The sequence below is a fragment of the Pseudomonas sp. P4_C1 genome, from assembly GCF_056402155.1.
In genome coordinates, this window is the sequence record NZ_JBFUHY010000005.1 from 94,678 (window position 1) to 118,873 (window position 24,196).

The following is a 24,196-nucleotide window of genomic DNA, read 5'->3' on the forward strand; positions in this document are numbered from 1 at the left end:
AGCAGATTTTCGGCGGCAAAACTGAATACTTGAGTGATAAACCGGGATATGGCTCAAGGCCGCCATTGCGGCGGCTCCATCGATTCAGCCCAGGTGTTCGACATCCGGTAACTCCATGGCCCGGACCTCGCCTTGCAGGAAATCGCTGAGTCGACGCAAACGCTCGCCGCCGGGCCGGGTTTTTGGCCAGACCAGGTAATAATGCTCACCACTTGCGACGGCGGTCGGCCACGGCAAACTCAGACGTCCCTGCGCAACATCCTCTGCCACCATCAGCAAATCGCCCATGGACACGCCGTAACCTCGAGCGGCAGCGATCATGCCCAGCTCCAGCGTATCGAACACTTGCCCGCCCTTGAGCGAGATTCGATCGGTCAGGCCCATGCGCTCCAGCCAGTTGCGCCAGTCACGGCGGTCCGGAGTCGGATGCAGCAGCTCGGTACTGGCCAGGCGCTCAACGTCCCACGGTTGATCCTTCAGAAGATTCGGCGCGCCCACCGGGATCAGCTCTTCGGGAAATAGGCAAGTAGCCTCCCAGTCCGGTGGAAAATGCCCGTTGCTGAGAATGACGGCACAGTCGAAGGGTTCGTGGTTGAAGTCCACCGTATCGATGTCCATCCAGGCGCTGGTCAATTGCACTTCGTTCCCCGGTCGCAGGTGCCGGAAACGACTGAGCCGCGCCAACAGCCAACGCATGGTCAGGGTCGACGGGGCTTTCATGCGCAGGATGTCGTCCTCGGCGCGCAAGGTATTGCAGGCCCGTTCAAGGGCAGTGAAGCCTTCGCGTATGCCGGGCTGGATCAGCCGCGCCGATTCGGTCAGTTGCAGGTTGCGCCCGCTGCGATGAAACAGCCGACAGGCGAAATGCTCTTCGAGCGTACGAATGTGTCGGCTGACCGCACTTTGAGTGATCGACAGTTCTTCGGCGGCGCGAGTAAACGAGCTATGCCGCGCCGCCGCTTCGAATGCTCGAAGGGCATACAAGGGAGGAAGACGACGTGACATCAGGAAAGCTCCTACAACGCGATTGCTTCAATTTATCGGAAACTCTCTCATATGAGTTTTAATCATGCCACCCATCCTTTTTATCCCTTTGTGCAAACCCCGCAGAGCGCCGAGAATCGAGGCTTCCTGTTTTCTCTGACAATCGAGCGTGATGATCATGCAGCATCCAGCACGTACTGAACTCCGGGCCATCCTGCGGCTGGCGGGGCCGTTGATTGCCTCGCAGTTGGCGCACATGCTGATGGTCCTCACCGACACCCTGATGATGGCGCGCCTGAGTCCCGAAGCACTGGCCGGTGGCGGACTCGGTGCGGCGACCTATTCGTTCGTGTCGATCTTCTGCATCGGCGTGATCGCGGCGGTCGGCACACTGGTAGCGATCCGTCAGGGTGCCGGTGATATTGTCGGCGCTACCCGACTGACCCAGGCCGGGCTGTGGCTGGCATGGCTGATGGCGCTGGTTGCCGGCTTGCTGCTGTGGAACCTCAAACCGGTGCTGCTGCTGTTCGGCCAGACCGAAACCAACGTCCATGCGGCCGGGCAGTTTTTGATCTTCCTGCCGTTCGCCCTGCCCGGCTACCTGAGCTTCATGGCCCTGCGCGGGTTCACCAGCGCCATTGGCCGTGCGACACCGGTGATGGTCATCAGCCTTGGCGGTACGGTCGCCAATTTCCTGCTCAACTATGCGCTGATTACCGGAATGTTCGGCCTGCCGAAACTCGGGCTGACGGGTATCGGGCTGGTCACGGCGATTGTCGCCAACCTGATGGCACTTGCGCTGGCGTGGCACATTCGTCGGCATCCGGCTTATGAGGCCTATCCGCTGCGTCAGGGCCTGTCGCGGCTGAACCGCCAGTACCTGAAGGAGCTGTGGCGTCTGGGCCTGCCGATTGGCGGTACCTATGCCGTGGAAGTCGGACTGTTTGCCTTCGCTGCGCTGTGCATGGGCACCATGGGCAGCACGCAACTGGGCGCGCACCAGATCGCCCTGCAAATCGTCTCGGTGGCATTCATGGTCCCGGCGGGTATTTCCTACGCGATCACCATGCGTATCGGTCAGCACTACGGTGCCGGACAACTGCTGGATGCGCGGCTGGCCGGGCGGGTCGGTATTGCCTTCGGGGCGGCGGCGATGCTGTGTTTCGCCATGGTCTTCTGGCTGTTGCCGAACCAGTTGGTCGGACTGTTCCTCGACCACAATGACCCGGCATTTCGCGATGTCATCAATCTTGCCGTGAGCCTGTTGACGGTGGCCGCCTGGTTCGAGCTGTTCGACGGCGTGCAAACCATTGCCATGGGCTGCATTCGCGGACTCAAGGATGCCAAGACTACTTTCCTCGTCGGCCTGGGTTGCTATTGGTTGATCGGCGCACCGGCGGCGTGGTGGATGGCGTTCCATTTGCAGTGGGGGCCAACGGGTGTCTGGTGGGGCCTGGCGCTGGGGCTGGCGTGCGCGGCGGTGAGCCTGACGCTGGGGTTTGAGTGGAAGATGAAGCGGATGATTCGGCGGGAGCCTTCGGCAGAGAGTGGTTTCCAGATGGCTCAGCCTGACTGAGAAACCTGTGGGAGCGAGCTTGCTCCCACAGGGATTCGTGGTGGTTTCCAGAACCGGTTAGCTCACCACTTCCAGCACTTGCTGCTGACTGGAGCCAAACATCAGATATTCCACCAACTCATCCAGCGGCAATGGCTTGCTGATCAAATATCCCTGCACCTGATCGCATTCAAACCCGCGCAGCAGATCCAGTTGCTCCGGCGTTTCCACACCTTCGGCGACCACCTCGAGGTTGAGGTTGTGCGCCAGGTTGATCATCGCGTGGACCAGCTTGCGGTTTTCCTCACGCTGTTCCATGCCGCCGACAAAGCTCTTGTCGATCTTCAGCAAGGTGATCGGCAGGCTGTTGAGGTGCACGAAGGACGAGAAACCGGTGCCGAAGTCGTCGAGGGAGAAGCGCACACCGAGACGCCCGAGGGCGTCCATGGTCTGCTTGACCAGATCGCTGCGGCGCATCACCGCGGTTTCGGTCAGCTCGAATTCCAGCCACTGCGCCTCGACGCCACGCTCGGCAATCAGGCGACTCAGGGTCGACAACAACTGGCTGTCCTGGAACTGCCGGAACGACAGGTTGATCGCCATGTGCAACGGTGGCAAACCCAGCTCAAGCAGCGCCTGCATGTCGCGCAAGGCCCGGGAAATCACCCAGTAGCCCAGCGGCACGATCAGACCGCTTTGCTCGGCCAGCGGCACGAATTCGCTCGGTGCCAGCAGGCCGCGCTCGGCATGCCGCCAGCGCACCAAAGCTTCGAGGCCGACGATCTGCCCGTCTTCGAGGTTCAACCGTGGCTGGTAGTGCAATTCCAGCTCATCGCGGCGCAGCGCCCGGCGCAGCTCGGTTTCGAGGTCGGCGATGCTGCGGGCATTGCGGTTGATGCGTTCGTTGAAAATGTGAAAGGTGCAGCCCTGGGTGCTTTTGGCCTGCTGCATGGCGATATGTGCATGCCACATCAGCGGATCCGCATCGGTCTGGGCCCGGGCGTAGGCGATGCCCAGGCTGGAACCGATCAGCAGGCTTTCGCCATCGACCCAATAAGGCTCGGCCAATGCTTCGCTGATGCGTTCGGCCATCCACTCGGCACGCTGGGGAGCGCGGCGGGTGTCGATCAACAGAGCGAATTCATCGCTGCCCAGGCGTGCCAGTTGATCGCCGGCCTCAAGCTGGCTCTTGAGCCGCGCCACCACTTGCAGAATCAAACGGTCACCGGCCTGATGGCCAAGGGCATCGTTGGCATAACGAAAGTTGTCGAGATCGAGATGACCGAGGGCCAGGCCGCGACCGTCGTTTTCCGCCAGCCGTGCGGTCAGCAGGGTCTGGAAGCCCTGGCGATTGGCGATGCCGGTGAGCGGATCTTGCTCGGCCAGGCGTTGCAGAGTGTTTTCCAGGACGCCACGCTCGCGCACATGGCGCAGGCAGCGGCGCAACATGCCGGTATCGAGCAGATCACGCACCAGCCAGTCACTCACACCGTCGGGCGGGGTCAGCGGCTCATGGTCGAGCAGCAACACCGTCGGCAGGCTGCAACGGCCCGGCGCCGGTTGAAGTTGCGGGATGGTCAATAACACCGCGCTGCGGTTGTCATCGAACAGGCTGCTGACCGACTCCCAACTCGGCGCACTGATGAGCACGGCCGAATTCCCCATAGGAGCCAGACACTCGCGCAACAACGCTGCCCACGCTGGCTCTTCAGCCAGTAGCAGCAAACGCAAGGGTTCGACAGGCGTAGACAAGCTAGCTCCCTAGACTCTGCAAAGATGTAGGCGACGGGCATTATGCCGTTCCGATAACCAATGACAATGACATCAGTTATCAAATCGGCCCTTTGCATCTGGAATTACGAACATTAGCCGCAAATTCATTGCGCATCCTGCGTGAAAGTAACAAAACCGGCAATTACAGATAGCGTGGTACGTCACAAGTCGGACAGAGCAGCACAATTTACTGAGCCTGTTAAAATGCCGGCCCATTTTGTGACTGACTCCTGAATTTACCTATGTCCCGACTCAATCCCCGGCAGCAAGAAGCCGTGAGCTACGTCGGCGGCCCTCTTTTGGTGCTCGCCGGCGCCGGCTCCGGCAAGACCAGCGTGATCACGCGCAAAATTGCGCACCTGATCCAGAACTGCGGCATTCGCGCCCAGTACATCGTCGCCATGACCTTTACCAACAAGGCTGCCCGCGAGATGAAGGAACGGGTAGGCACTCTGCTGCGTGCCGGTGAAGGTCGTGGGCTGACGGTCTGCACGTTCCACAACCTGGGCCTGAACATCATCCGCAAGGAACACGTGCGGCTGGGCTACAAACCGGGCTTCTCGATCTTCGACGAGACCGACGTCAAGGCCCTGATGACCGACATCATGCAAAAGGAATACTCGGGCGACGACGGCGTCGACGAGATCAAGAACATGATTGGCGCCTGGAAAAACGACCTGATCCTGCCGGCCCAGGCCCTGGAAAACGCGCGCAACCCCAAGGAACAGACTGCCGCCATCGTCTACACCCACTATCAGCGCACGCTCAAGGCGTTCAACGCGGTGGACTTCGACGACCTGATCCTGCTGCCGGTGAAGCTGTTCGAAGAGCACGCCGACATCCTGGAAAAGTGGCAGAACAAGGTGCGTTACCTGCTGGTCGACGAATACCAGGACACCAACGCCAGCCAGTACCTGCTGGTGAAAATGCTCATCGGCAAACGCAACCAGTTCACCGTGGTAGGCGACGACGACCAGTCTATCTACGCCTGGCGCGGCGCTCGCCCGGAAAACCTGATGCTGCTCAAGGATGACTACCCGTCCTTGAAGGTGGTGATGCTGGAGCAAAACTACCGCTCCACCAGCCGCATCCTGCGTTGCGCCAACGTGCTGATCTCGAACAACCCCCACGAGTTCGAAAAGCAGCTGTGGAGTGAAATGGGCCACGGTGACGAGATCCGCGTGATCCGCTGCCGCAACGAGGACGCCGAGGCCGAGCGCGTGGCCATGGAAATCCTCAGCCTGCACCTGCGCACCGACCGCCCGTACAGCGATTTCGCGATCCTGTATCGCGGCAACTACCAGGCCAAACTGATCGAGCTGAAGTTACAGCATCACCAGGTGCCGTATCGCCTGTCTGGCGGCAACAGCTTTTTCGGACGTCAGGAAGTAAAAGACCTGATGGCCTACTTCCGCCTGATCGTGAACCCGGACGACGACAACGCCTTCCTGCGGGTGATCAACGTGCCGCGCCGCGAGATCGGCTCGACCACGCTGGAGAAGCTCGGCAACTATGCGACCGAGCGCAAGATCTCGATGTACGCCGCCACCGACGAGATCGGCTTGGGCGAGCATCTGGACTCGCGTTTCACCGATCGTCTGTCGCGCTTCAAACGCTTCATGGACAGGGTGCGCGAGCAGTGCGCCGGCGAAGACCCGATCTCGGCCCTGCGCAGCATGGTCATGGACATCGACTACGAGAACTGGCTGCGCACCAACAGCTCCAGCGACAAGGCCGCCGACTACCGCATGGGTAACGTCTGGTTTCTGATCGAGGCGCTCAAGAACACCCTGGAGAAAGACGAAGAAGGCGAGATGACCGTCGAGGACGCCATCGGCAAACTCGTCCTGCGCGACATGCTCGAGCGTCAGCAGGAAGAGGAAGATGGCGCCGAAGGCGTGCAGATGATGACCTTGCATGCGTCCAAGGGTCTGGAATTCCCCTACGTGTTCATCATGGGCATGGAAGAGGAAATCCTCCCGCACCGTTCCAGCATCGAAGCCGACACCATCGAAGAAGAGCGTCGCCTGGCCTACGTGGGCATTACCCGCGCGCGCCAGACCCTGGCCTTCACCTTCGCCGCCAAGCGCAAGCAGTACGGCGAGATCATCGATTGCGCACCGAGCCGTTTCCTCGATGAACTGCCGCCGGACGATCTGGCCTGGGAAGGCAACGACGACACACCGACCGAAGTCAAAGCCGTGCGAGGCAACAACGCTTTGGCGGATATACGCGCGATGTTAAAGCGCTAGAATTGACCACTTTTATATGACCTTCGGCGCACAGGCGCCAAAAGAGGACAGCTTCATGGAAGCCCTGCACAAGAAAATTCGCGAAGAAGGCATCGTGCTTTCCGACCAGGTCCTGAAAGTCGACGCCTTTCTGAACCACCAGATCGACCCGGCCCTGATGAAGCTGATCGGCGACGAATTCGCCACGCTGTTCAAGGATTCGGGCATCACCAAGATCGTCACCATCGAAGCCTCGGGCATCGCGCCGGCGATCATGACCGGCCTGAACCTCGGCGTGCCGGTGATTTTCGCCCGCAAGCACCAGTCCCTGACCCTGACCGAAAACCTGCTGTCGGCGACTGTGTACTCGTTCACCAAGCAGACCGAAAGCACCGTCGCGATCTCCCCGCGCCACCTGACCAGCAGCGACCGTGTGCTGATCATCGATGACTTCCTGGCCAACGGTAAGGCGTCCCAGGCACTGATCTCGATCATCAAACAGGCCGGCGCCACCGTGGCGGGCCTGGGCATCGTGATCGAGAAGTCGTTCCAGGGTGGCCGTGCGGAGCTGGATTCGCAGGGTTATCGTGTAGAGTCCTTGGCTCGCGTGAAGTCGCTGGCCGAAGGTGTCGTGACCTTTATCGAGTAAGCCGCCATAACGCACATCCCCTGTGGGAGCGAGCTTGCTCGCGATGGCGGCCTGACAGACAACATTGATGTTGAATGTGATGGCCTCATCGCGAGCAAGCTCGCTCCCACAGTTGTTTCCCACAGTTGTTTTCGGTGATCAGTTACTGCGCAGTCGCCTTGAGGCCTGTGAGCAGCAACCGCTGATACAAATCCTCCTTCATCCCCTCCGGGTTGGCCAGTTGCATGCGCTGCAGATGCTCCGGGAACAACGCAGGCTCCGGCGCATCCAGCGCTGCCCTGCCTAATTCCAGCACCTCGCTCAGTTTGAACTTGCTCTTGAGCCAGTTCAGCGCCCGCAACAGATCACGCTCGACCTCGGTGAAATCACAGCCCAGCGGATACTCCGGAAACAGCTGCGGGTGCCGCGCCTGAATCGCCTGCAAACGCTGCAGACTGTTATCGGTAAAGCGCGGATCTAGACGGAAGTCCTTGGGCAGTTTGCCGACTTTCTGCGCCTGCTCAATCAATCCCGGCTGAAAACGCGAGTCGCTGATGTTGAGCAAGGCCTCGATCACCGCCGCATCGGTCTTGCCGCGAAGATCGGCGATGCCGTATTCGGTGACCACGATGTCCCGCAAGTGCCGGGGAATCGTGCAGTGGCCATACTCCCAGACGATGTTCGAGCTGACGTCGCCGCCGGATTCACGCCAGCTGCGCAGCAGCAACACCGATCGCGCGCCTTGCAGCGCATGGCCCTGAACCACGAAGTTGTACTGCCCGCCTACGCCGCTGAGCACACGCCCGTCTTCGAGCTGATCTGCCACGGCGGCCCCCAGCAACGTCACGGTGAAGGCTGTGTTGATGAACCGCGCATCGAGGCGCTGCAAGCGCTTGAGTTCTTCCTGGCCGTAGAGCTCGTTGATGAAGCTGATGCGGGTCATGTTGAATTCGAGCCGCTTGCTCTGGGGCAACTCGCGCAAGCGGTCATAGAAGCTGCGCGGGCCGAGAAAGAAGCCACCATGGACAGAGATGCCGTCGGTTTGCGCAGTCTCGTCGAGGGTGCCGGCATTCGCCTGTTGTTGGGTCGCCACGTCCGGGTAAGCCTTGCGCCGCACGATCCCGGCATCCGCCAGTACCAATAAGCCGTTGACGAACATCTCGCTGCAACCATACAGGCCGCTGGCGAACGGCTCGAGGCCGCCCTCGCGCTCGATCAGTTGCGCCCACTGACGGAGGTTCACCTCGGCCAGCAACGCCTTGTACGCGTCGTTGTCGGCCTGTCGCGCCAGCAGCGCCGCCGTCAGCGCATCACCCATGGAGCCGATGCCGATTTGCAACGTGCCGCCGTCACGTACCAGGGTGCTGGCATGCAGGCCGATGAAATGATCCTGAAATCCTACCGGCATGTTCGGCGTGGAGAACAGCGTGGTGTTGTCCTTCTGGTCGATCAGCAAGTCGAAGGTGTCGATGTCGAGCTCCGCATCGCCGGGCATGTAAGGCAGATCGTTGTGCACCTGGCCGACCATCAGGATGGTTTCTCCGGCGGCGCGGCGCTTGGCGATCATCGGCAACAGGTCAAGGGTGATGTCCGGGTTGCAGCTCAGGCTCAAGCGGTCGGGATGTTCGGCATCGCTGGCCACCAGCTGCGCCACCAGATTCAACCCGGCGGCATTGATGTCCCGCGCCGCATGGCTGTAGTTGCTGCTGACGTAATCCTGTTGCGCCGTGGCACTGTTGAGCAAGCTGCCAGGCTGCATGAAGAACTGCTGGATGTGAATGTTGCCCGGCAGTTGGTCGCGACGCAGATCGGCGAGAAACTCCAGCTCCGGATAATCGCCGAACACCCGTTCGATAAAGGGTTCGAGAAATCGCTTTTGCAATCCGTCGCCCAAGGGCGGACGGCCCAGGCACAGCGCGGTGTAGATCGTCAGCCGCCGCTCGGGCAGTTGCGCGATACGTCGATACAACGCGTTGACGAAGTGGTTGGGTTTGCCCAGGCCCAGGGGCAGGCCCATGTGAATGTGGACCGGCAACCGCGCCAGTACGTCATCGACCGCCTGCTCGATAGAACACAGCTGAACCATCGGATCCTCCCTCACGTTCCATGAATTGGGGTTGGTCCGAGCTTGCCGGGTCTTTACCGCAATGAACAGCCCTGTAGGAGCGAGCTTGCTCCGGGCGGCGCTCCGACGATGGTCGTCAACGATAACGCATGGAACCTGACACCCCGAGGCGCATTCGAACTCATCGCGAGCAAGCTCGCTCCTACAAGAGTTCACAACAAACCAAAGCAGAAATCACAGGCACAAAAAAGCCGCTCGCAAGCGGCTTTTCAGCAGCAAGACTCAGGCTTATTTCAGGCCGGACATCTTCTGGATGGCGCCTTTTAGCTCGGCGTCTGCACAATCGGCGCAGGTGCCTTTTGGCGGCATCGAGTTGAGGCCGGAGATCGCCTTGGCGAGCAGGCCGTCAACACCACCTTCTTTCTTGGCGCGCTCGCCCCAAGCGGCGGCATCACCGATTTTCGGTGCGCCCAACAGTCCGGTGCCATGGCAAGCGTTGCAATGTTTCGCAATCACTTCATCCGGAGTTTTTGCACCGCCACCGCCGCCAGCGGCAGTGGCCACTTCCATCCCCTTGCACTCTTTACCCTGAACACAAACCTGGCCGACTGGCTCAAGGCGTTTGGCGATTTCGTCGTTGGTCGCAGCTTGAGCGCTGACACTGACTGCCCATAGGGCCAATACGGTTGCTGGTGCAGCCAGCATTTTCATAATTAGGTTCACGCGTTCACCCTCAATGGTGGCTAGTCACGCCTACGGCCACGGTTCGCAGGCGGGCGCAAGTATAGCGGTAAGCCCGTCGCACTGAAACAACCCCAAAGTCGGAGGGGTCTTAGGCTGCGGCGGAAAAACAGCCCGGGCGCCTCCGCGATGCTGGCAGGACGCCTCTTTTCTTAGAAGTTCGCCGGCGTGGCTGCGCTGATTAGTCGCGCCGGCACATCGAACGGATTACGGAAACGGTGTGGCTTGGTACTTTCAAAGTAGTAGCTATCGCCGGCTTCGAGGACAAAAGTTTCGAGACCGACCACCAGTTCGAGTTTTCCTTCGACCAGGATGCCGGTTTCCTCGCCCTCATGGGTGAGCATCTCGTCACCGGTGTCGGCGCCTGGCGGATAGATTTCATTGAGGAATGCGATGGCCCGGCTCGGGTGCGCCCGACCGACCAGTTTCATGGTCACGGCGCCATCGGAAATATCGATCAGCTCGTTGGCCTTGTAGACGATCTGAGTCGGTTTTTCCTGCAGGATTTCTTCGGAAAAGAACTCGACCATGGACATGGGAATCCCGCCCAACACCTTGCGCAGCGAACTGATCGAAGGGCTCACGCTGTTCTTCTCGATCATCGAAATCGTGCTGTTGGTGACCCCCGCCCGTTTGGCGAGCTCACGCTGGGAAAGGCCTTTGAGCCTACGGATGGATTGCAGTCGTTCACCGACGTCCAAAGCTTGCGCCTCCAGGATTCAGGTTGTTGGAATAGTGAGCGTTATCATGGCGACAGCGTTCAGTATTTACAACACTTTGACCTGAATCCTGCTCAGCGAGGCGACTTCCGGTCTGGAGCCCCGCGCACTAAGCCCCGGAATAGAGCAGTGGCACCCGACGCAGGTTGCAGAAGATCTGGTAAGGAATCGTGCCGGCAGCCATGGCCACATCACTGGCGAGGATGTTTTTGCCCCACAACTCGACGGTCGAACCGAGGCCGGCCTGCGGCACATCGGTCAGATCGATACAGAGCATGTCCATCGATACCCGGCCAATCAGCTGGCTGCGCTGCCCGGCAACCAGCACTGGCGTGCCGGTCGGTGCCAGGCGCGGGTAGCCGTCGGCGTAACCCATGGCCACGACGCCAATGCGCATCGGTTTAGGGGTGATGAATTTGGCGCCGTAACCGACGGGCTCGCCAGCCGGCAACTCGCGCACACTGATCACTTTCGATTCCAGGGTCATGACCGGTTGCAGGCGCGATGCTGCTTCGTTGGCTTCTTCGAAGGGCGTAGCGCCATAGAGCATGATGCCTGGGCGCACCCAATCGCTCGGAATCTGCGGCCAACCGAGCACCGCCGGCGAGTTGCGCAGACTGACCTCGGCGGACAAGCCCTTGCGCGCCGCTTCAAATACCGCCACCTGATCGGCACTGGCCTGCTCATGCAGTTCATCGGCGCGAGCAAAGTGACTCATCAGCACTACTTTCGCGACCTTGCCGCTGGCCAGCAGGCGTTGATAGGCCGCTTGATAATCCGCCGGATGCAGCCCCACCCGGTGCATGCCCGAATCGAGTTTCAGCCACACGGTGATCGGCTTGCTCAATGTGGCTTTCTCGATGGCTTCGAGTTGCCACAGCGAATGCACCACGCACCAGAAATCATGCTCGACGATCAGCGACAACTCGTCGGCTTCGAAAAAACCTTCCAGCAGCAGCACCGGCGCACGAATACCCGCCGCCCGCAGCTCCAAGGCCTCTTCGATGCAGGCCACGGCAAACCCGTCTGCCTCGGCTTCCAGCGCCTGGGCACAACGCACCGCGCCATGGCCATAGGCATCGGCCTTGATCACCGCGAGGGCTTTGGCCCCCGTGAGTTCACGGGCGACTTGGTAGTTGTGACGCAGGGCTTGAAGATCGATCAGGGCACGGGCAGGACGCATGGCGGCAGACTTCTGGTCGGGTTATCGGGAAGAAAAACCGGCGCTGACTGACGGCGTGAACCGCCAGCAGCACCGGGAGAGGGATCTGTCTGAAAGCTTATGGCAGAGCGGCGACAACCGACAGCTCGACCAGGATTTGCGGTTCGCACAGTTTCGATTCGACTGTGGCACGGGCCGGGGCGACGCCTTTTGGCAGCCACTTGTCCCACACCGCGTTCATGCCTTCGAAATGCGCGTCGATGTCTTTCAGGTAAATCGTCACCGACAACAGATTGTTTTTGTCGGTGCCCGCCAGATCGAGCAAACGCTCGATATTGGCCAGGGTTTCACGGGTCTGCTGTTCAATCCCGGCGCTCAGGTCATCGCCGACCTGTCCGGCCAGGTAAACCGTGCCGTTATGGGTGACGATCTGACTCATGCGCTCATTGGTGAGCTGGCGCTGGACTGACATGCTTTGCAGGCTCCTGGGTTTTGTTGCCATAACGGGAAATATCGAGGCCTTCGGCGCTGATCTGCGGCTTTTTCTTTGCCATCAGATCAGCCAGCAAGCGACCGGAGCCGCACGCCATGGTCCAGCCGAGTGTGCCGTGACCGGTGTTCAGGAACAGATTCCTGAACGGGGTGGCGCCAACGATCGGCGTGCCGTCGGGAGTGGTCGGACGCAGGCCGGTCCAGAAACTGGCCTGGGCCAGATCGCCGCCCTGAGGATAAAGGTCGTTGACGATCATCTCCAGGGTTTCCCTGCGACGCGGGTTCAGCGACAGGTCAAAACCGGCGATTTCAGCCATGCCGCCAACGCGGATGCGGTTGTCGAAACGGGTGATCGCGACCTTGTAGGTCTCGTCGAGAATGGTCGATGTCGGGGCCATTGCCGGGTTGGTGATCGGCACGGTCAGGGAGTAGCCCTTGAGCGGGTACACCGGCGCCTTGATCCCCAGCGGCTTGAGCAGTTGCGGCGAGTAGCTGCCGAGGGCCAGCACGTAGCGGTCAGCGGTTTCCAGCTTGCCGTCGATCCACACGCCGTTGATGCGGTCACCGGCGAAGTCGAGGCGCTGAATGTCCTGGTCGAAACGGAATTGCACACCGAGGTTTGCGGCCATCTCGGCAAGCTTGGTGGTGAACATCTGGCAGTCGCCAGTCTGATCGTTCGGCAGGCGCAGGGCACCGGCGAGGATGTCAGTGACGCTGGCCAGGGCTGGCTCAACGCGGGCAATGCCGTCGCGGTCGAGCAGTTCGAACGGCACGCCGGACTCTTTCAGCACAGCGATGTCTTTCGCGGCGCCGTCCAGTTGAGCCTGGGTGCGGAACAGTTGGGTGGTGCCGAGGCTGCGGCCTTCGTAGGCAATGCCGGTTTCGGCGCGCAGTTCGTCGAGGCAGTCACGGCTGTACTCGGACAGACGGACCATGCGCTCCTTGTTCACCGCGTAACGGCTGGCGGTGCAGTTGCGCAGCATCTGTGCCATCCACAGGTACTGGTCGATGTCGGCAGTAGCCTTGATCGCCAAGGGTGCGTGGCGCTGCAACAGCCACTTGATGGCCTTGAGCGGTACGCCCGGCGCAGCCCACGGCGAGGCATAACCCGGCGACACCTGGCCGGCGTTGGCGAAACTGGTCTCCATGGCAGCAGCCGGCTGCCGGTCGACCACCACCACTTCGAATCCGGCACGGGCCAGATAATAAGCACTGGTGGTACCGATGACGCCGCTACCCAAGACCATGACGCGCATTTTCATATCCCTCATCGCGGCTAACCGCTGACGTTTGTTATTCAGAGCTTCAGATGCGCGCAGTGTAAAAAAGATCTGCCAGTGCTTTTCACTATATAAGCGCCTATATTTGGCGACAATTCTCGGCAAAAACCCTTTTCACGGAGGCGCATCCCCTATGCGTACCAACACTCAGACCAAACGTGAGCTGGACAAGATCGACCGCAACATCCTGCGGATCCTGCAAGCGGACGGGCGGATTTCCTTTACGGAGCTTGGAGAAAAGGTCGGGCTCTCGACCACGCCCTGTACTGAGCGGGTCCGGCGTCTGGAGCGCGAAGGGATCATCATGGGCTACAACGCCAGGCTCAATCCGCAGCACCTGAAGGGTAGTCTGCTGGTGTTCGTCGAGATCAGCCTGGACTACAAATCCGGCGATACTTTCGAAGAGTTCCGACGCGCGGTGCTGAAATTACCCCATGTGCTGGAGTGCCATCTGGTGTCAGGGGATTTCGACTACCTGGTGAAGGCGCGGATCTCCGAGATGGCCTCGTACCGCAAATTGCTGGGCGACATCCTGCTCAAGCTGCCCCATGTGCGCGAGTCCAAGAGCTATATCGTGATGGAAGAGGTGAAAGAGAGCCTGACCTTGCCGATTCCGGATTGAGGATTTTCCGGTGTCTGTTCAGACCCCATCGCGAGCAAGCTCGCTCCCACAGGGTCGGTGCAGCACCTGTGGGAGCGGCGGTGCGGCGATCCGACTTGCCCGCGATGAAGTCGACTCGGTTCTGCTGAAGTACGCCGCCGCTTAAACCAACACCTGCCGAGTGCTGGCCATGTACTCGAACACCTGCTTCTCCACCCGCGGATGAATCAGCTCCACCGGCCCGCGCCCGTTGGGGCACGGCAAGGTCTTGGTGGTGCCGAACAACCGGCAGATCAGCGGCCGCTCGTCATACACGGTGCAACCATTCGGTCCCAGATGCACACAGTTGAGCTCTTCCATGGCGGCATCCTGCTCGGCGCGGGTCTTGCGCGGCAGGCGCGACATTTCTTCCGGTGAGGTGGTCACCGGCCCGCAGCAGTCATGGCATCCGGGAACGCACTCGAACGAGGGAATCTGCTGGCGCAGGGTACGGATTGTCTGGCTGTTGCAGCTCATTGAAGCGGTGACCAATAGCGGAATAGAGCCGGATTCTGACGCAAAAGCTTCGATCCAGRCAGCACCAGCCGACCAATGTTGCCCGTCCGGAAAGGTCCGGCTTATGCTCCGTCAGGTTTTCCAAACGCAAGAATCAGGATCACGCACATGAATGCCCGTGCTCAACAGCCTGCTCTGAACCACACTGCTTCCTACTACGCCGCCAGCAGCCTGCCGCAGCCCGAACTTCCGGCGCTCAAAGGCGAAGTGCTGGCCGATGTCTGTGTGGTGGGCGGCGGGTTTTCGGGGTTGAACACGGCGCTTGAGCTCGCCGAACGTGGCCTCAGCGTGGTGTTGCTTGAGGCCCACAAGATCGGCTGGGGCGCCAGTGGACGCAATGGCGGGCAGCTGATTCGCGGCGTCGGCCACGGCCTCGATCAGTTCACCAATGTCATCGGTGTCGAAGGCGTGCGGCAAATGAAACTCATGGGCCTGGAAGCCGTGGAAATCGTCCGGCAACGGGTCGAGCGCTGCCAGATCCCCTGCGACCTGACCTGGGGTTACTGCGACCTCGCCAACAAGCCCCGTGACCTTGAAGGCTTCGCCGAGGATGCCGAAGAACTGCGCAGCCTCGGTTATCGCTACGAGACCCGTTTGCTGCAAGCCAATGAGATGCACACCGTGGTCGGTTCCACGCGTTACGTCGGTGGCCTGATCGACATGGGTTCGGGGCACCTGCATCCACTGAACCTGGCCTTGGGCGAAGCAGCCGCGGCACAACGACTGGGGGTCCAGTTGTTCGAGCAGTCGGCCGTGACCCGCATCGACTATGGCCCCGAGGTCAAGGTCCATACCGCCGAGGGCTCGGTGCGCGCCAAGACCCTGGTGCTGGGCTGCAATGCCTACCTCAATAACCTCAATCCGGAACTCAGCGGTAAAGTCCTGCCCGCCGGCAGCTACATCATCGCCACCGAACCATTGAGCGAAGAACTGGCCCACGCCCTGCTGCCACAGAACATGGCGGTCTGTGACCAGCGGGTGGCGCTGGATTACTACCGGCTCTCGGCGGACCGGCGCCTGCTGTTTGGTGGCGCCTGCCATTACTCGGGCCGCGACCCGAAAGACATCGCCGCGTACATGCGCCCGAAAATGCTCGAGGTTTTCCCGCAATTGAGCGCAGTGAAGATCGATTACCAATGGGGCGGCATGATCGGCATCGGCGCCAATCGCCTGCCGCAGATCGGGCGACTCAAGGACCAGCCGAACGTGTACTACGCACAGGCCTATTCCGGTCATGGCGTGAATGCCACGCACCTGGCCGGCAAGCTACTGGCCGAAGCTATCAGCGGCCAGCACAGTGGCGGCTTCGATCTGTTTGCCCAGGTGCCGCACATCACCTTCCCCGGCGGCAAACATTTGCGTTCGCCGTTGCTGGCGTTGGGGATGCTGTGGCATCGGCTTAAAGAGTTGGTCTGAAAGATTGTCGGTGTCAGCTCAGACGCCTTCGCGGGCAAGCCCGCTCCCACAGTGATTGATAGTGTTCACAAGATGTGTGTACACCGCCGAAACCTGTGGGAGCGGGCTTGCCCGCGAAGAGGCCCGGGAGGCCGTCGCAAAACTCAGATCCTCCAGAAAGGCTTCAGCCCCTCCTCTCGCGCCTGCTCCCGCGTCAGCCCGATATCCTTGAGCTGGTCGACCGTCAGCGCCAGCAACGCCTTGCGCGTGTGCAGCCGACGCCAGAACTGATCCCAACGACTCTGGCCGGACGACACATTGTGCATGCCCGCCTCCCGCGTGCCGTTGTTCTGCCCTGCCGCCAGTTCCTGACTGTGTAACGTCAGCCGCACATCGCTCAAACCGTTCATCTTGGATGCTCCTGTTTACTTGGGTAGCCAGAGGTTCCATGATGCGCGGGCGCGAAAAAGCATTACAGATTCAAAACAACTGTATTAACTCAATACAGTTTTGTCGATTCCGCCACTGAATCCTGATTTCTTGCCTGATCTGTACTGGTTAACCGAATCCCACCAATCGAGGCTGCATCATGACCCTTTACGTCAACCTCGCCGAGTTGCTCGGCACACGTATCGAACAGGGCTTCTATCGCCCCGGTGACCGGCTGCCCTCGGTACGGGCGCTGAGTGTCGAGCACGGCGTCAGCCTGAGCACGGTGCAGCAGGCCTATCGGGTGCTGGAGGACAGCGGGCTGGCCATGCCACGACCCAAGTCCGGGTACTTCGTTCCGGCCAGTCGCGAATTGCCGGACTTGCCGGCAGTCGGCCGCCCGGCTCAAAGGCCGGTGGACATTTCGCAATGGGATCAGGTGCTGGAATTGATCCGCGCCGTACCACGCAAAGATGTGGTGCAACTCGGGCGCGGCATGCCGGATATCACCAGTCCGACCATGAAGCCTCTGCTGCGTGACCTGGCGCGAATCAGCCGGCGGCAGGATATGCCTGGCCTGTATTACGACAATATCCACGGCAACCTCGAACTGCGCGAACAAATCGCTCGCCTGATGCTCGATTCCGGCTGCCAGTTGGGCGCCAGCGATCTGGTGGTCACCACTGGATGCCATGAAGCGCTGTCCACCAGCATTCGCGCGACTTGCGAGCCGGGGGACATTGTGGCGGTGGACTCGCCGAGCTTTCACGGTGCCATGCAGACCCTCAAGGGCCTGGGCATGAAAGCCCTGGAAATCCCCACCGATCCACTGACCGGCATCAGCCTCGAAGCGCTGGAACTGGCGCTGGAGCAGTGGCCGATCAAGGTCATACAGCTGACCCCCAACTGCAACAACCCGTTGGGCTACATCATGCCCGAGTCGCGCAAACGTGCGTTGTTGACGCTCGCGCAACGGTTTGACGTGGCGATCATCGAGGACGATGTGTATGGCGAACTGGCCTATACCTATCCACGCCCGCGCACGATCAAATCCTTCGACGAGGACGGTCGCGTCCTGTTGTGCAGTTCGTTTTCCAAGACCCTGGCGCCGGGCCTGCGTATCGGCTGGGTCGCGCCGGGCCGTTATCTGGAACGGGTGCTGCACATGAAATACATCAGCACCGGCTCCACCGCGCCACAACCGCAGATCGCCATCGCCGAATTTCTCAAGGGCGGCCATTTCGAGCCGCATTTGCGGCGGATGCGCACGCAATACCAACGCAATCGCGACCTGATGATCGATTGGGTAAGCCGCTACTTCCCGGCCGGCACCCGTGCCAGTCGTCCGCAAGGCAGTTTCATGCTGTGGGTGGAATTGCCGGACGGCTTCGACACCCTGAAACTGAATCGTGCCCTGCACGACCAGGGCGTACAGATTGCCGTGGGCAGCATCTTCTCCGCCTCGGGCAAGTACCGCAATTGCCTGCGCATGAACTACGCTGCCAAACCAACACCGCAGATCGAAGACGCGGTGCGCAAGGTCGGTGCGACAGCGTTCAAACTGCTGGCGGAAACCGATCAGCTGAGCGACTGACTTTTATTCGGGAATCAGCGTCCATATGCCTAACTGCGCCGCCAAACGGAACGATCCTACGTGAGAGCCAGAAAGCCCCTGCTTGCTCTTTTGCTGCTCGCCACGTTCCTGGGCGGTTGCTCCAGCTTCGACGTTCAGCGTGTACCGAGCCAGGCGCTACCGGCTTCAGACTCGGCATTCGGTCGCTCGGTCCAGGCACAGGCTGCACCTTACAAGGGGCAATCGGGCTTTCGCCTGCTATCGGACAGCACCGAGGCCTTCACCGCCCGTGCCGAACTGATACGCAATGCCCAAAGCAGCCTCGATTTGCAGTACTACATCGTGCACGACGGCATCAGCACGCGCATGTTGATCGAGGAATTGCTAAAAGCTGCCGATCGGGGCGTACGGGTGCGGGTACTGCTCGACGACACCGCCAGCGACGGCCTGGACCGGGTCATCGCCACCCTCGCCGCGCATCCGAAAATCCAGATCCGCGTGTTCAATCCGCTGAATCTTGGTCGCAGCACCGGCGTGACCCGTACCGTGGGCCGGCTGTTCAATCTGTCGCAACAACATCGACGCATGCACAACAAGCTGTTGCTGGCGGACAACAGCATGGCCATCGTCGGAGGACGCAATCTGGGGGACGAGTATTACGATGCCAAGCCCAACATGAATTTCACCGACATCGACATGCTCAGTGTCGGTCCGGTTGCCGAGCAACTCGGGCACAGTTTCGACCAGTACTGGAACAGCGCCCTGAGCAAGCCGATCGACGAGTTCCTGTCGAGCAAACCTTCCCCCCAGGACCTGGAAAACACCCGCACCCGGCTGGAAGAGTCCCTGGCGGAAACGCGAAAACAAAATCACGCGCTCTACAAACACTTGATGACCTTCACCACCCACCCGCGCCTGGACATCTGGCGCCGCGAACTGATCTGGGCCTGGAACCAGGCATTGTGGGATGCGCCGAGCAAGGTACTGGCCAAGGGCGAGCCCGATCCGCAGTTGCTGCTGACCACGCAACTGGCACCTGAACTCAACAACGTCAGCAAAGAACTGATCATGATCTCGGCCTACTTTGTGCCCGGCCAGCCGGGACTGGTGTACCTGACCGGGCGCGCCGATGCCGGCGTTTCCGTGAGTTTGCTGACCAATTCACTGGAAGCCACGGACGTTCCCGCCGTACACGGTGGCTACGCCCCCTATCGCAGGGCGCTGCTGGAGCACGGCGTGAAGCTCTACGAATTGCGTAGCCAGCCCGGTGAGGGCGGCGGCAGCGGTAGCGGGCCGCATCTGTTTTCCAGCAGCGCCTATCACAGCTCTGACTCCAGCCTGCACAGCAAGGCGATGATCTTCGACCAGCAGAAATCCTTTATCGGCTCTTTCAATTTCGATCCGCGCTCGGTGCTGTGGAACACCGAAGTCGGCGTGCTGGTGGACAGCCCGGAATTGGCCGCACAGGTCCGTGAACTGGCGTTGCAGGGCATGGCACCGGCCCTGAGTTATCAGGTGGAGCTGGAAAACGATCAGATCGTCTGGACCACCGAAGACGACGGAAAAATGCACACCCTGACCAAGGAGCCAGGTAGTTCGTGGCGGCGATTCAATGCGTGGCTGAGCAATACGGTTGGGCTGGAGAAAATGCTCTAGGCCGGCTCGACAATCGCCCCAAACGCACCTTGCCGCGACACCACGATCAATACGCCCAAGGCCCCCACCGCCATCAGCAACGGCAACGCATGACCGCTGATCCACTGGCTGCCGGCGCCCGCCAACAGCGGCCCGATCAGACAACCAATCCCCCACAGCTGGGCGATGTGGGCGTTAGCCCGCACCAGCGCATCGTCGCGATAACGCTCGCCGATCAGGATCAACGACAAGGTGAATAACCCGCCAGCGCTGGCGCCGAACAACACCCACAGCGGCCAGATCAGCAATGTGTCGATCAGCATCGGAATCGCCAGACTCGACAGCAGCAAGACGACTGCGCAGCCGGTAAACAACGCACGGCGTGACAAGCGATCGGCCAACGCACCAATCGGCAATTGCAGCACTGCATCGCCGACCACCACTGTACTGACCATCGCCAGGGCGATCTCCGTGGTGAAGCCCTGGCGCAGGCAATAGACCGGCAACAGCGTCAGAATCATCGCCTCGAACGCGGCGAACAGCGACACCGCCCAGGCAATCGCCGGCAGGCCACGACAGAACGCGAGCAAATCACTCAAGGTCACGCTGCTGGCCTCGCTGCTCGGTGCACCACTGCGCCCCAGCAACAGAAACGGAGCAGCCATCAGTAAACCGACGCCGACCCAAAAACCATAATCGTGCTCGGTGCCAAGGAAGCCCAGCAACACCGGCCCGGCCAGCTGACTCAGTGCGTAGCTGCTGCCATACAGCGCCACCAGCCGCCCGCGCCATTGCTCGACCACCAGTTGATTGATCCAGCTTTCACCGATGATGAATACCAGGGTCAGGATCACCCCGATCATCAGCCGCAACACCAACCAGATCGGATAGCTCGGCAACAGCGCCAGCAAACCGATCGAAACCGCCCCGGCCCACAGGCACAGGCGCATCAGATTGGCCGTACCGAAGCGCGCCGCCAAATGACTGGAGATTTTCGCCCCCAACAGGACGCCGATGGCCGGCATCGCCGCCATCACACCAATGGCAAACGAGCCGTAGCCCCAACTCTCCAGACGAAAGGACACCAGCGGCATGCTGACACCCAGGGCCAGGCCGACACTCAGGACAGATGCCAAAACGGCGAAATAAGTCGCCCAACGCATGTTCCACGCTCCTGTGGATATTTTTTATGTACAACACAAAACACTGTGGGAGCGAGCTTGCTCGCGATAGCGGTACAACATTCAACATTGAAGTCGACTGTTACACCGCTATCGCGAGCAAGCTCGCTCCCACAAGGGATCTGTGTCGTTCAGGAGGCCTGCTTACAACAGGCCTCCCTTAACGACCTACAACTTGATCCAGGTCGCCTTCAGCTCGGTGTACTTGTCAAACGCGTGCAGGGACTTGTCGCGACCGTTGCCGGACTGCTTGAAGCCACCGAACGGAGCGGTCATGTCGCCGCCATCGTACTGGTTGACCCACACGCTACCGGCACGCAGTGCTCGGGCAGTGAGGTGAGCCTTGGAGATGTCGGCCGTCCAGACCGCAGCGGCCAGGCCGTACGGCGTGTCGTTGGCGATCGCGATGGCCTCTTCGGCGCTGTCGAATGCAATGACCGACAGTACCGGGCCGAAGATTTCTTCCTGGGCGATTTTCATCGCGTTGCTCACACCGTCGAAAATCGTCGGCTCAACGTAAGTGCCGCCAGTTTCCTGGAGCGTACGCTTGCCTCCGGCCACCAGCTTGGCGCCGTCGGCATGGCCGGACTCGATGTAGGACAGCACGGTGTTCATCTGCTGGGTATCGACCAGCGCGCCAACGTTGGTCGCCGGGTCCAGCGGGTTGCCCGGCTTCCAGGTTTTCAGCGCCTCGATCACCAGCGGCAGGAATTTATCCTTGATCGAACGCTCCACCAGCAGGCGCGAACCGGCAGTGCAAACTTCGCCCTGGTTAAAGGCGATGGCACCGGCAGCCGCTTCGGCAGCGTCTTGCAGGTTCGGCGCATCGGCGAACACGATGTTCGGGCTCTTGCCGCCGGCTTCGAGCCAGACGCGCTTCATGTTCGACTCGCCGGAGTAGATCAGCAGCTGCTTGGCGATTTTTGTCGAACCAGTGAATACCAGGGTGTCGACGTCGTTGTGCAGGGCCAGGGCCTTGCCGACTGTGTGACCGTAACCCGGCAATACGTTCAGCACGCCTTTCGGGATGCCGGCTTCGACAGCCAGTTCAGCGATGCGAATCGCCGTCAGCGGCGATTTTTCCGACGGTTTGAGAATCACCGAGTTACCGGTGGACAGCGCAGGACCCAGCTTCCAGCACGCCATCATCAGCGGGAAGTTCCACGGCACGATGGCACCGACCACGCCAACCGGCTCACGGGTCACCAGGCCCAGTTGATCGTGCGGGGTTGCAGCGACTTCGTCGTAGATCTTGTCGATGGCTTCGCCGCTCCAGCTCAGAGCTTGCGCCGCGCCGGGAACGTCGATGTGCAGGGAATCGCTGATCGGCTTGCCCATGTCCAAAGTTTCAAGCAGGGCCAGCTCTTCGGCGTGCTGCTTGAGCAGGCCGGCGAAACGGATCATGGTGGATTTGCGTTTGGTCGGCGCCAGGCGCGACCAGACACCGGAATTGAAGGTGGTGCGGGCGTTTTCCACGGCGCGCTGGGCGTCGGCGGCGTCACAGCTGGCAATCTTGCCCAGCAGACGGCCATCGACCGGGCTGATGCACTCGAAGGTCTCGCCAGAGGCGGCGTCGGTGTATTCGCCATTGATATAAGCGCGGCCTTCTATTTTCAGGTCGCGGGCACGTTGTTCCCAGTCGGCACGGGTCAGGGTGGTCATGCGAATGTCCTCCTCTTATTGATACGACACCCGCGTTCTTCGCGGGCGCTGTCAGGAATTCTGCCCGGCCAGCCTGCTATTCGGCCCAAGGCATCCGCCACCCTAAACCAGCCGCCCATGAAGTTTCAATATATTTGACATAACGCCGGCAAACGGCCTTGCGATGTTCATTTTAATAAACATAGACTTTGGGCTGACCAACCACTCGCGCCGTAATCACGGAGGGAAAACAACAATGAACATCCAGAACGTCGTCGACTTCAGCCAGGCTACCACCGTCGCCGAACGCTACCGTCCGGACCCGGCCAAAGTGCTCAAGGGCGACCCGGAGCAAGCGGTTTACAACCACTACAACAGCCCTTGTGGTCAGTTGAACGCCGGTGTGTGGGAAGGTGCCGTCGGCCAGTGGATGGTGAACTTCACCGAACACGAATACTGCGAAATCGTTCAGGGTGTTTCGGTGCTACGCGACAGCGACGGCAACGCCAAGACCTTGCGCGCCGGTGACCGCTTCGTCATTCCGGCCGGGTTCAAAGGCACCTGGGAAGTGCTGGAGCCATGCCGCAAGATCTACGTGGCGTTTGAACAGAAGGCTTGAAGATTTCAGGTGTTTGAGCCGGCGAAGAGCCCCTGAAAGCCGACACAAAAACCCTCAGGCAACAAAAAAGGCCCGTATCTCGCGATACGGGCCTTTTTTGTAAGAGGGAAAAATCAATTACTTGATTTTGCCTTCTTTGTAGATCACGTGCTTGCGAACAACCGGATCATATTTCTTGATCTCGATTTTGTCCGGGGTAGTACGCTTGTTCTTGTCGGTAGTGTAGAAGTGACCAGTACCGGCGCTCGAAATCAAACGAATCAATTCACGCATGATTAGCTCCCTTAAACCTTGCCATCGCGGCGAAGTTCGGCCAGCACGACAGTGATGCCACGCTTGTCGATGATACGCATGCCTTTGGCAGATACGCGCAGACGCACAAAACGTTTCTCTTCTTCAACCCAGAAGCGGTGATGCTGCAGGTTCGGCAGGAAACGACGACGGGTTTTGTTGTTTGCGTGGGAAATGTTATTCCCGGTTACCGGACCCTTACCGGTAACTTGACATACTCTAGACATGCCTCAGCCCTCTAAAACCACATGCCCAACCCGGCATGGGTTGGCCGCTTAATCTCTCAGTCATTTGGCGCCAGGCGCCGCGTTTCTTTAGAGGTCTTACCGGCTACACCTACAGTGAAGGAACCGGGCCCCTAGAAAAGAGCGCTGCTTTATACCAGAAAGACTGGAGAGCAACAACATTCAGTGTGCGTAGAATTCACAAAATCCCCGTTTTCCGGGCTTCGAGCGCCTTGGACAAAGGCTATCGTCGATGGCGACCGCTCGTCGCAGAGTATCGCTCACCGAGCCGACCAGGGAGTTTGCTCAACCGCTGCACAGCAAATTCAGTCGCCTATAGTCTCCTCAAAATGAAAAAGGGGATAGTCATTTGCAAAAGAGCCCACTAGGGTAAGCCTTTTCCAGACTGCACTTGCAGATGG

At 60.2% G+C, this 24,196-nt stretch carries 22 protein-coding genes; 8 read left to right on the forward strand and 14 right to left on the reverse strand.

Annotated elements, in window-relative coordinates; translation table 11 throughout:
* Positions 1-84 precede the first annotated feature (84 nt).
* The gene (locus AC1DU9_RS05725) at positions 85-1,005 is read right to left on the reverse strand and encodes a LysR substrate-binding domain-containing protein (protein ID WP_223460423.1); all 921 of its coding nucleotides are present in this window, start codon (positions 1,003-1,005) and stop codon (positions 85-87) included.
* 157 nt (positions 1,006-1,162) lie between these two features.
* Between AC1DU9_RS05725 and AC1DU9_RS05730 the strand changes: the two genes are divergently transcribed.
* Positions 1,163-2,560 (forward strand): NorM family multidrug efflux MATE transporter, encoded by a 1,398-nt coding sequence (locus tag AC1DU9_RS05730; RefSeq protein WP_223460425.1) that lies wholly within the window; start codon positions 1,163-1,165, stop codon positions 2,558-2,560.
* Positions 2,561-2,617: 57 nt separating this feature from the next.
* On the opposite strand, the gene AC1DU9_RS05735 is transcribed toward AC1DU9_RS05730, so the two are convergent.
* The gene (locus tag AC1DU9_RS05735; RefSeq protein ID WP_223460427.1) at positions 2,618-4,291 is read right to left on the reverse strand and encodes a putative bifunctional diguanylate cyclase/phosphodiesterase; all 1,674 of its coding nucleotides are present in this window, start codon (positions 4,289-4,291) and stop codon (positions 2,618-2,620) included.
* Between the two features lie 263 nt (positions 4,292-4,554).
* Between AC1DU9_RS05735 and rep the strand changes: the two genes are divergently transcribed.
* Positions 4,555-6,564, forward strand: coding sequence for a DNA helicase Rep (gene rep, locus AC1DU9_RS05740; RefSeq protein WP_007989511.1), 2,010 nt, complete (start codon positions 4,555-4,557; stop codon positions 6,562-6,564).
* Between the two features lie 55 nt (positions 6,565-6,619).
* Positions 6,620-7,192, forward strand: coding sequence for a xanthine phosphoribosyltransferase (locus tag AC1DU9_RS05745; RefSeq protein WP_223460429.1), 573 nt, complete (start codon positions 6,620-6,622; stop codon positions 7,190-7,192).
* Between the two features lie 142 nt (positions 7,193-7,334).
* Here AC1DU9_RS05745 and AC1DU9_RS05750 read toward each other — a convergent pair whose 3' ends face one another.
* The 6 genes from AC1DU9_RS05750 to dadA all read right to left on the reverse strand — a co-directional run bounded on the left by AC1DU9_RS05750 (position 7,335) and on the right by dadA (position 13,606).
* Positions 7,335-9,257, reverse strand: a complete 1,923-nt coding sequence (locus AC1DU9_RS05750) for an acetyl-CoA hydrolase/transferase C-terminal domain-containing protein (RefSeq protein WP_223460431.1) — start codon at positions 9,255-9,257, stop codon at positions 7,335-7,337.
* 267 nt (positions 9,258-9,524) lie between these two features.
* Positions 9,525-9,947: a c-type cytochrome gene (locus AC1DU9_RS05755; protein ID WP_223460541.1), complete on the reverse strand. Its 423-nt coding sequence runs from the start codon at positions 9,945-9,947 to the stop codon at positions 9,525-9,527.
* A gap of 182 nt (positions 9,948-10,129) precedes the next feature.
* Complete coding sequence (locus tag AC1DU9_RS05760; protein WP_008023455.1) at positions 10,130-10,678, reverse strand: cupin domain-containing protein; 549 nt, start codon at positions 10,676-10,678, stop codon at positions 10,130-10,132.
* 127 nt (positions 10,679-10,805) lie between these two features.
* Positions 10,806-11,879 (reverse strand): alanine racemase, encoded by a 1,074-nt coding sequence (gene alr / locus AC1DU9_RS05765; protein ID WP_223460433.1) that lies wholly within the window; start codon positions 11,877-11,879, stop codon positions 10,806-10,808.
* Positions 11,880-11,976: 97 nt separating this feature from the next.
* Entirely contained in the window at positions 11,977-12,330 is a 354-nt protein-coding gene (locus AC1DU9_RS05770) for a RidA family protein (protein WP_223460435.1), read from the reverse strand.
* On the reverse strand, positions 12,302-13,606 hold the full coding sequence (gene dadA, locus AC1DU9_RS05775) for a D-amino acid dehydrogenase (protein WP_223460437.1): 1,305 nt from the start codon (positions 13,604-13,606) through the stop codon (positions 12,302-12,304). The genes AC1DU9_RS05770 and dadA overlap by 29 nt, the downstream gene beginning before the upstream one ends.
* A 157-nt stretch (positions 13,607-13,763) precedes the next feature.
* Here dadA and AC1DU9_RS05780 point away from each other — a divergent pair, with 157 nt between their 5' ends.
* Positions 13,764-14,252 (forward strand): Lrp/AsnC ligand binding domain-containing protein, encoded by a 489-nt coding sequence (locus AC1DU9_RS05780; protein WP_007975155.1) that lies wholly within the window; start codon positions 13,764-13,766, stop codon positions 14,250-14,252.
* Positions 14,253-14,393: 141 nt separating this feature from the next.
* On the opposite strand, the gene AC1DU9_RS05785 is transcribed toward AC1DU9_RS05780, so the two are convergent.
* Positions 14,394-14,747, reverse strand: a complete 354-nt coding sequence (locus AC1DU9_RS05785; RefSeq protein WP_007975156.1) for a YkgJ family cysteine cluster protein — start codon at positions 14,745-14,747, stop codon at positions 14,394-14,396.
* Between the two features lie 147 nt (positions 14,748-14,894).
* On the opposite strand from AC1DU9_RS05785, the gene AC1DU9_RS05790 reads away from it, so the two are divergent.
* Entirely contained in the window at positions 14,895-16,202 is a 1,308-nt protein-coding gene (locus AC1DU9_RS05790) for an NAD(P)/FAD-dependent oxidoreductase (RefSeq protein ID WP_223460439.1), read from the forward strand.
* Between the two features lie 143 nt (positions 16,203-16,345).
* On the opposite strand, the gene AC1DU9_RS05795 is transcribed toward AC1DU9_RS05790, so the two are convergent.
* Positions 16,346-16,591, reverse strand: a complete 246-nt coding sequence (locus AC1DU9_RS05795) for a DUF1127 domain-containing protein (RefSeq protein ID WP_223460441.1) — start codon at positions 16,589-16,591, stop codon at positions 16,346-16,348.
* Positions 16,592-16,770: 179 nt separating this feature from the next.
* On the opposite strand from AC1DU9_RS05795, the gene AC1DU9_RS05800 reads away from it, so the two are divergent.
* Positions 16,771-18,204 carry an aminotransferase-like domain-containing protein gene (locus AC1DU9_RS05800; RefSeq protein WP_223460443.1) on the forward strand — a complete coding sequence of 478 codons (1,434 nt, stop codon included), beginning with the start codon at positions 16,771-16,773 and terminating at the stop codon, positions 18,202-18,204.
* A 60-nt stretch (positions 18,205-18,264) separates the two neighbouring features.
* Positions 18,265-19,839 (forward strand): phospholipase D family protein, encoded by a 1,575-nt coding sequence (locus AC1DU9_RS05805; RefSeq protein ID WP_223460446.1) that lies wholly within the window; start codon positions 18,265-18,267, stop codon positions 19,837-19,839.
* Here AC1DU9_RS05805 and AC1DU9_RS05810 read toward each other — a convergent pair.
* Together AC1DU9_RS05810 and AC1DU9_RS05815 are read right to left on the reverse strand one after the other, a co-directional pair.
* Positions 19,836-20,981 carry an MFS transporter gene (locus AC1DU9_RS05810; RefSeq protein ID WP_223460448.1) on the reverse strand — a complete coding sequence of 382 codons (1,146 nt, stop codon included), beginning with the start codon at positions 20,979-20,981 and terminating at the stop codon, positions 19,836-19,838. The two genes, AC1DU9_RS05805 and AC1DU9_RS05810, sit on opposite strands and share 4 nt — an antisense overlap.
* 186 nt (positions 20,982-21,167) lie before the next feature.
* A complete protein-coding gene (locus AC1DU9_RS05815) occupies positions 21,168-22,661 on the reverse strand; it encodes an aldehyde dehydrogenase (RefSeq protein ID WP_223460450.1) in 1,494 nt (497 codons plus the stop codon).
* 235 nt (positions 22,662-22,896) lie between these two features.
* Between AC1DU9_RS05815 and AC1DU9_RS05820 the strand changes: the two genes are divergently transcribed.
* The gene (locus tag AC1DU9_RS05820; RefSeq protein ID WP_223460452.1) at positions 22,897-23,259 is read left to right on the forward strand and encodes a cupin domain-containing protein; all 363 of its coding nucleotides are present in this window, start codon (positions 22,897-22,899) and stop codon (positions 23,257-23,259) included.
* Positions 23,260-23,376: 117 nt separating this feature from the next.
* Here AC1DU9_RS05820 and rpmG read toward each other — a convergent pair whose 3' ends face one another.
* Together rpmG and rpmB are read right to left on the reverse strand one after the other, a co-directional pair.
* Positions 23,377-23,532 (reverse strand): 50S ribosomal protein L33, encoded by a 156-nt coding sequence (rpmG, locus tag AC1DU9_RS05825; RefSeq protein ID WP_003177274.1) that lies wholly within the window; start codon positions 23,530-23,532, stop codon positions 23,377-23,379.
* Positions 23,533-23,543: 11 nt separating this feature from the next.
* Positions 23,544-23,777, reverse strand: a complete 234-nt coding sequence (gene rpmB / locus AC1DU9_RS05830) for a 50S ribosomal protein L28 (protein WP_007975166.1) — start codon at positions 23,775-23,777, stop codon at positions 23,544-23,546.
* Positions 23,778-24,196 lie beyond the last annotated feature (419 nt).

Excerpts from the sequence above, each read along its gene's own strand:
- AC1DU9_RS05725 (WP_223460423.1), bottom strand. The coding sequence starts at position 1,005 with ATGTCACGTCGTCTTCCTCCCTTGTATGCCCTTCGAGCATTCGAAGCG.
- AC1DU9_RS05730 (WP_223460425.1), top strand. The coding sequence starts at position 1,163 with ATGCAGCATCCAGCACGTACTGAACTCCGGGCCATCCTGCGGCTGGCG.
- rep (WP_007989511.1), top strand. The coding sequence starts at position 4,555 with ATGTCCCGACTCAATCCCCGGCAGCAAGAAGCCGTGAGCTACGTCGGC.
- AC1DU9_RS05745 (WP_223460429.1), top strand. The coding sequence starts at position 6,620 with ATGGAAGCCCTGCACAAGAAAATTCGCGAAGAAGGCATCGTGCTTTCC.
- AC1DU9_RS05750 (WP_223460431.1), bottom strand. The coding sequence starts at position 9,257 with ATGGTTCAGCTGTGTTCTATCGAGCAGGCGGTCGATGACGTACTGGCG.
- AC1DU9_RS05755 (WP_223460541.1), bottom strand. The coding sequence starts at position 9,947 with ATGAAAATGCTGGCTGCACCAGCAACCGTATTGGCCCTATGGGCAGTC.
- alr (WP_223460433.1), bottom strand. The coding sequence starts at position 11,879 with ATGCGTCCTGCCCGTGCCCTGATCGATCTTCAAGCCCTGCGTCACAAC.
- AC1DU9_RS05770 (WP_223460435.1), bottom strand. The coding sequence starts at position 12,330 with ATGTCAGTCCAGCGCCAGCTCACCAATGAGCGCATGAGTCAGATCGTC.
- dadA (WP_223460437.1), bottom strand. The coding sequence starts at position 13,606 with ATGCGCGTCATGGTCTTGGGTAGCGGCGTCATCGGTACCACCAGTGCT.
- AC1DU9_RS05780 (WP_007975155.1), top strand. The coding sequence starts at position 13,764 with ATGCGTACCAACACTCAGACCAAACGTGAGCTGGACAAGATCGACCGC.
- AC1DU9_RS05785 (WP_007975156.1), bottom strand. The coding sequence starts at position 14,747 with ATGAGCTGCAACAGCCAGACAATCCGTACCCTGCGCCAGCAGATTCCC.
- AC1DU9_RS05790 (WP_223460439.1), top strand. The coding sequence starts at position 14,895 with ATGAATGCCCGTGCTCAACAGCCTGCTCTGAACCACACTGCTTCCTAC.
- AC1DU9_RS05795 (WP_223460441.1), bottom strand. The coding sequence starts at position 16,591 with ATGAACGGTTTGAGCGATGTGCGGCTGACGTTACACAGTCAGGAACTG.
- AC1DU9_RS05800 (WP_223460443.1), top strand. The coding sequence starts at position 16,771 with ATGACCCTTTACGTCAACCTCGCCGAGTTGCTCGGCACACGTATCGAA.
- AC1DU9_RS05810 (WP_223460448.1), bottom strand. The coding sequence starts at position 20,981 with ATGCGTTGGGCGACTTATTTCGCCGTTTTGGCATCTGTCCTGAGTGTC.
- AC1DU9_RS05815 (WP_223460450.1), bottom strand. The coding sequence starts at position 22,661 with ATGACCACCCTGACCCGTGCCGACTGGGAACAACGTGCCCGCGACCTG.
- AC1DU9_RS05820 (WP_223460452.1), top strand. The coding sequence starts at position 22,897 with ATGAACATCCAGAACGTCGTCGACTTCAGCCAGGCTACCACCGTCGCC.
- rpmG (WP_003177274.1), bottom strand. The coding sequence starts at position 23,532 with ATGCGTGAATTGATTCGTTTGATTTCGAGCGCCGGTACTGGTCACTTC.
- rpmB (WP_007975166.1), bottom strand. The coding sequence starts at position 23,777 with ATGTCTAGAGTATGTCAAGTTACCGGTAAGGGTCCGGTAACCGGGAAT.